Annotated in this window: 2 protein-coding genes; both read right to left on the reverse strand. The window is 39.9% G+C overall.

Annotated elements, in window-relative coordinates:
• On the reverse strand, window positions 1–3,727 hold a 3,727-nt coding region (locus RMA95_RS00390), incomplete at its 3' end, for a filamentous hemagglutinin N-terminal domain-containing protein (protein ID WP_311069285.1).
• 59 nt (window positions 3,728–3,786) lie between these two features.
• Window positions 3,787–5,544, reverse strand: coding sequence for a ShlB/FhaC/HecB family hemolysin secretion/activation protein (locus RMA95_RS00395; protein ID WP_311069286.1), 1,758 nt, complete (start codon window positions 5,542–5,544; stop codon window positions 3,787–3,789).
• Window positions 5,545–5,789: the final 245 nt, after the last annotated feature.

Here is a 5,789-nt window from a genome sequence, read left to right on the forward strand (position 1 = left end):
CCTTTAAGGTCAGGTCCTGACTAGACTGAAGCTTGCCTTGCTGGTTACTTAACACCCCCGTACCGGCATCAATATGCACAGTACCTTCAACACTGCCAATCTGCCCTGCATTGTTCGTCAGACCCTGACTGCTCAGCTGTACCGCCTTGTTCGCAATGATCTGGCCTGAACTGTTATCAATGTCCTGACCTGCCGTCACCTCTATCGAACCCTGGGCATTGATCAAGCCGGACTGGGTCTTTAACTGGCCTGCCTGAACCTTGATATCTTTGCCTGACTGTAAAGAACCTGACTGGTTGCTCAATACCCCTGTACCAGCATTTAGTGCTAATCCAGCCTGTACCGAACCAATCTGACCACTGGTGTTATCCAGTCCTTCTGACCGAATACCAACATCGGCATTGGCAACGATTTTTCCAGACTGGTTATTGATGAGCCCCAAACTGGTCAAGGTTAATGCATTTTGTGCAGCGATTTGCCCAGCCATACTGTTATTGATCGAACCAGCATGAATGTTATTGTTCAGACCTGCATAAATTTGACCTGATTGGCTGTTATCGAGTAAACCCGCTACATCAAGCTGCAGATCATGATCCGCTGCAGAACTTAACTGGCCACCCTGATTATTTAAGCTACCCGCAGTAATATAAAGTGCTGTTGGACTTTGAATAAATCCTAACTGGTTATTGATTTGGTCTCTAATGGCTAATGTAAGCGGTTTTAATGTTCCACGTTGGATCATTTGCCCTTTTTGGTGACTCAAGTTATACGCGGTAATATTAATTTGATCTGCTGATGTAATAGCACCATCTAGTATAGCTTGCTCTGTAGCTAATACTAATTGCCCATTACTCAGAATCTTACCTTGGGCTCCCTGCAATTGATTACTATTGATATTCAATTGCTGATTTCCAGAGTGAATAATTTGGCCTGCTTCATTGTTTAGAATAGAAGTATTTAACCGCATTAAAGCTGCATTACTACTAATTTCACCTGATTTATTATTTAGACCATTTACAAAGTTCAGAGTAAATTCGTTATTTCCAGTATGCTGAATTTTTCCTTGGCTATTATCTAGTTGTTGAGCAGAAAGAATAATATCCTGACTATTTAACTGTCCTTGCTGATTATTGATCAGATTCTGGCTGGTCAGTTTGAGTTGATCTTGAGCAACAACTGTCGCTGCCTGAGTTGAAATATCTGTACCAGCGTTCAATGCAATCGTTTTCGATTGTAATTGTCCCTGTGCTGCATCAATCGTCCCTGTCGCATTAATCTGGATATGCTGGCCTGCGAATGTTTGGCCATGTAAACCAGCCCGATCCACATTGATCGTAAGCATACCCGTATCAGCTAATTTACCTTCATGATCCAGGCCCGCGGCAATTAAACCATTCTGTGCATGTTCTAATGCTGAGCTTGTGATTTTTATATTTTCCCCAGCCGCCAAAGAACCAGAATTTTGAATATCTTTTCCTGTAACCGTTAAATCCTTATCCGCATAAATACCACCGTTGTTTTTAAGCTGATCATGTTGCAATTGAACAGTTGTCGCCTGTAATTGCCCTTGATCATTGTCAAATTGCTGAGCAGTACTGTTTAAATTTTGCTTGGCAATAATAGCTCCTTGGCTATTATTGACAGTGCCGTGTTGCTGTTGAATTTGATTGCCAATGATTTGCCCAGATGTATTATTCAGCGTTTGGCTATTTAAATTTAAATCAGTTTTTGCCTGTATAAACCCCTCTGTATTATCAATCGCTTGATTAGCTTTGATATTTACAGATTGGTTTTCTGAATAAACCACACCAAACTGGTTGTTTAAATCGCCTGCACTTACCAGAACATTGTCACCACTAGCAACGTAGCCCTTACTATTATTTAACTCACCACCTATAGCTAAATCGAGCTGCCCAATTGACTGGATCTTACCACTTTGGTTATTAGCATTCTGACTTTGAATTTTTAGTGTGTCACTCGATGTCAACTGACCTTGCTGGTTGGTAAAACCTAACGTTTGAATATCGGCCTGTTTAACATTCAATTGGCCTAGATCATTATTGAAGTTGCTGCCTTTAATGGTGGCAGTACCTAAATTCAGTTGCCCACCTTGGTTATCCAAACCATTTTGACTCTCTAAATCGACACCGCCATTGGCAATGATCGTTCCCTGATCATTACCCAATACACCCGAAACATGAATGAAGCCAATATCATAAGTTTTTGGGGTGGTATCTATTGGAGGAACAACACCCAGACTTCCTCCATCCTGTGCCGGATCAACAGGAACCGTTGGAACTATTACCGTACTACCTGTATTACCGGAGCTATTTCCAGCTGTACCACCACTCGTATTACTCTTGGCAACTCCAATTTTACCACCTAGGTTGGTCATTGAACCCGACTTTAAATCAAGTCCTTGCAAACCTGTTTGTTCAATAGAACCGCTATTTTTTAAACTACTCGCATCAATAGCAACGCGAGCAGCATTCAATGTGCCAGTATTACTTAAACTATTTTGTTGATTAAGATGTAACTCATCAGCACTACTGATTAAACCAGAGTTATCTAGATTTTGACTCTCAATAGTAATTTGTGAAGTTGCGCTACTTACATTATCGGTATTTTGAATATTTTGAGCTTTTAGCTGTACCTGATCTTTATTCGCGATCAAGTTACCATTATTGACCAAATCACCATTTGCATTTAGTGTCAGAGTACCTTGAGTACTATTTATCGTACCTGCGTTACGTACACCTAGCCCTTGCTCCGTTCCCACTAAAAAGATTTTTCCAGCATACATCCCACCGAGTTGGCCTACATCTAAAGCAAAGCTTGGCGGAGGCGTGGTTGTAGGTCCTGTTGTTGCCGTGATTTGAGGAGCTACTTGATCTTTGACTTGAATATCATTTTGTCCAAGTACCGTATTAAGCTCATTTGCATATAGACCAGCATTGACTTTTAAAGCACGCGCATAAATATCTGTATAAGGGGTTAAACTTCCATTTAAACCTTTACCTTCAATCGTGACCTGCCCCTCGCGGACACGGAATGATTCAAGATAACCCTGATTCATCACCGCTTGACCCGTAGTTAAAGTAAAGCGATCTGCATTAATCACACCACAGCCATCACATATCAAACCAGATGGATTCGCAATAACAACTTGTGCTTGTTTTCCGGCAACTTCAATATAGCCTTTGAGTTGACTTGGATTATTACTATTCACTTCATTCAAAATAACTTTGGCTTCGCCTTTTGCAAGCCATGGGTTACCTTGCACCCAGCCTCCTAATTGAGTTTGGGTGTTATTTCGTGAGTTATTTAAAATAGCGCCTTCTTGTCCAACATCAAACTGAGTATAGGTATTACGTGAAACACCACCAGCGCTTGGTGTCTGAATATTGACCTGAGTCGTCCCATTTGCACTCGTTAAAATTGTCGGTTGTTGCGATGTTGGCGCGCCTTTATCTGCAATAATCTGGGTTTCAGCCACACTGCTCATTGGCAAGCTAATCACCAATGCTCCCAAACAGCCAATAACAGCAAAGTTGAGTGGATTTAACTTCTTATAATGAATAGGTAGAACCGAGACTGTAGTCGAATCTGTTCCAGCTGCCCCCTGACTTTGCCCTGCTTGCTTGGTTTTGCTTTTTACAATCTCGGCAACAGCAATAAACATCCCACGAGCATGGCTAAAAATAATACGATAACGATTCTTATTCACTTTAAAGTCTCACTAAATTTTTATGTAATCAAATAAATATGTAATTGGGAGAGGATGGATTAGTAAGTCCAGTTCACACTAAATCCAGTCGTGTAATCATCCGTTTCAAAGTGATCTGGCTTTTTCAACGGTGCTCCGACAAAAGCGTCATAATTCAAACGTAAGGGAGTAATTTGTCCACGCAACCCGATAACTGCACCTAATAAACTCGTGCCTGGTAAAGGATTTGGATAATGTGCAGTTTTTCCACCAACCTCTCCGTAATCGATACCTGCGTACCAAGAGTGCGGTTTATTCATGATTGAGCCACTTAGTTCATTGCGAACTAAAAAACCATTATCAGCTAATAAAGTTTGCTCACCATCAAAACCTCTTACGGTATAACGGTTTCCAATTGAAAATCTGTCTTGAGGAGTTAAAGGTTGATTGCTGTGTTGAGTACGCCATTCAGCTAAATATTGCAGATTTTGCTGACCCACTTTAAAAGGAACTTGTAAACTAGCATTGGCTTGTAAAATCCCCACACGCGTATAAGCTTCACCAAAGTCTTCTTCTGGTGCTCTCATCGCATTCAACCAACCTGTACCACGTTTATAAGTCACATTGCCGCTTAAAGTAGCGTTAGAAAAATATTCAGTATGATCAAGGGTTGCTTTCCAACCCGCAGTTTTACGGCGTTGTACTTCAACTTCTACATCATTAATATAGTTTTGTGATTCACGATACCATCCTCCAAAACCCAAGGTTGTTTTCCGATGTGCGTCCCGATAAATTACTCGTGATAGATCTGCATTAATGAGTTCACTTTTACCGCTATATTGATAAGTTTCACTACTTCCAGCGACTGTTTGCAGGTAATTAGAGCGACTATAACTGGTTGAAAATAACCAATAATCAAATGGAATAGTATAACTTGCATAAAAGCCATCAGTACCATGTTTACCAGAGTTTCCACCGCCTAAATCATGGTTATAACTGATATAAAACAAATCATTTAAAGTCAGCACATCATCAAGTGATAAAGTCGCTGTGCCTTGATATTTTCCGGTCGCCTCACTCCCTGAATCATCAACCCCTATATGTAAGCGATAAGGTTTAGCCTGTTGCCACGCCAAAACCACATCACTATAGCCTGGTTCTTTTTTTTGTTCTGCTGGCTGGATTTTAAAGTCAGCTTCAACCGTTGGCACTCGTTTAAAGTTTTCTAAACCTTGCTCCATATCACGAATATTTAACAGCTCACCCGACTTTATCGGTAAAGCATTCCATAAATGTGCACGTTTAGAAGTACCATCAGCGAACTTAATCTGATCCACTCGTCCTGGAATAACACGAACACGCACCGTACCAGATGCAATATTTTGCTGAGGAAGCAGAACACGTGTGGTCACATAACCGTTTGCTATAATTTTATTTTGTACAAGATCAAGCGCCTGGTTTAGTCCATTTACCCCTAAACATCTTCCAATAATATTATTCTTGCCAGTCGTAATCACATTAAAAGAAGAAATGAATTGATGGGCTTCTTCGCCTTCTAAAAGTATTTTCTTAATTTCAAAACAAGGTGTTTCACTGTTAGAGCGTAAATATTGTAATTGCTGAGCTGAAATCTTATTTTGTTCTTGCCCTAGATTTACGTTTACATTCGGCTGAATTTGTTTTTCTAATGCAGTGTCACGCTGTTGTTGTCGAATGGTTTGGTCAGCTTGAATTCTTTGGCCAATCGGATCACCTGAGTCCGCAGCATAACTTAAGCCCCCCATTAGCGATAAGCAGATGAATAAGACGCTTTTATTAAATTTTTTATAGTTCAACATATAAATCAAATCAAAATTTACTTTAATTAATCATATTTTAACAAAACATTAACAAAGTAAAAATACTTTATACAGATTAGTCTGTATGAAATTAAATTTTATTTAATATTAGTAATAATTTTTAAGAAAATTTAATTAGAAAATATACGAGATAAAAAAAAGCCCCTCTAACAGGAGCTTTTTTGAATCTTGGCAGAGGATCAAGGATTCGAACCTTGACGAACGGTTTTGGAGACCGTCATGCT

This window comes from Acinetobacter sp. V110_1 (assembly GCF_031798975.1).
In the GTDB taxonomy this organism is placed as follows: Bacteria; Pseudomonadota; Gammaproteobacteria; order Pseudomonadales; family Moraxellaceae; genus Acinetobacter; species Acinetobacter nosocomialis_A.

What these genes read in the sequence shown, in the direction of transcription:
- RMA95_RS00395 (WP_311069286.1), bottom strand. Translation starts at nt 5,544, where the DNA reads ATGTTGAACTATAAAAAATTTAATAAAAGCGTCTTATTCATCTGCTTA.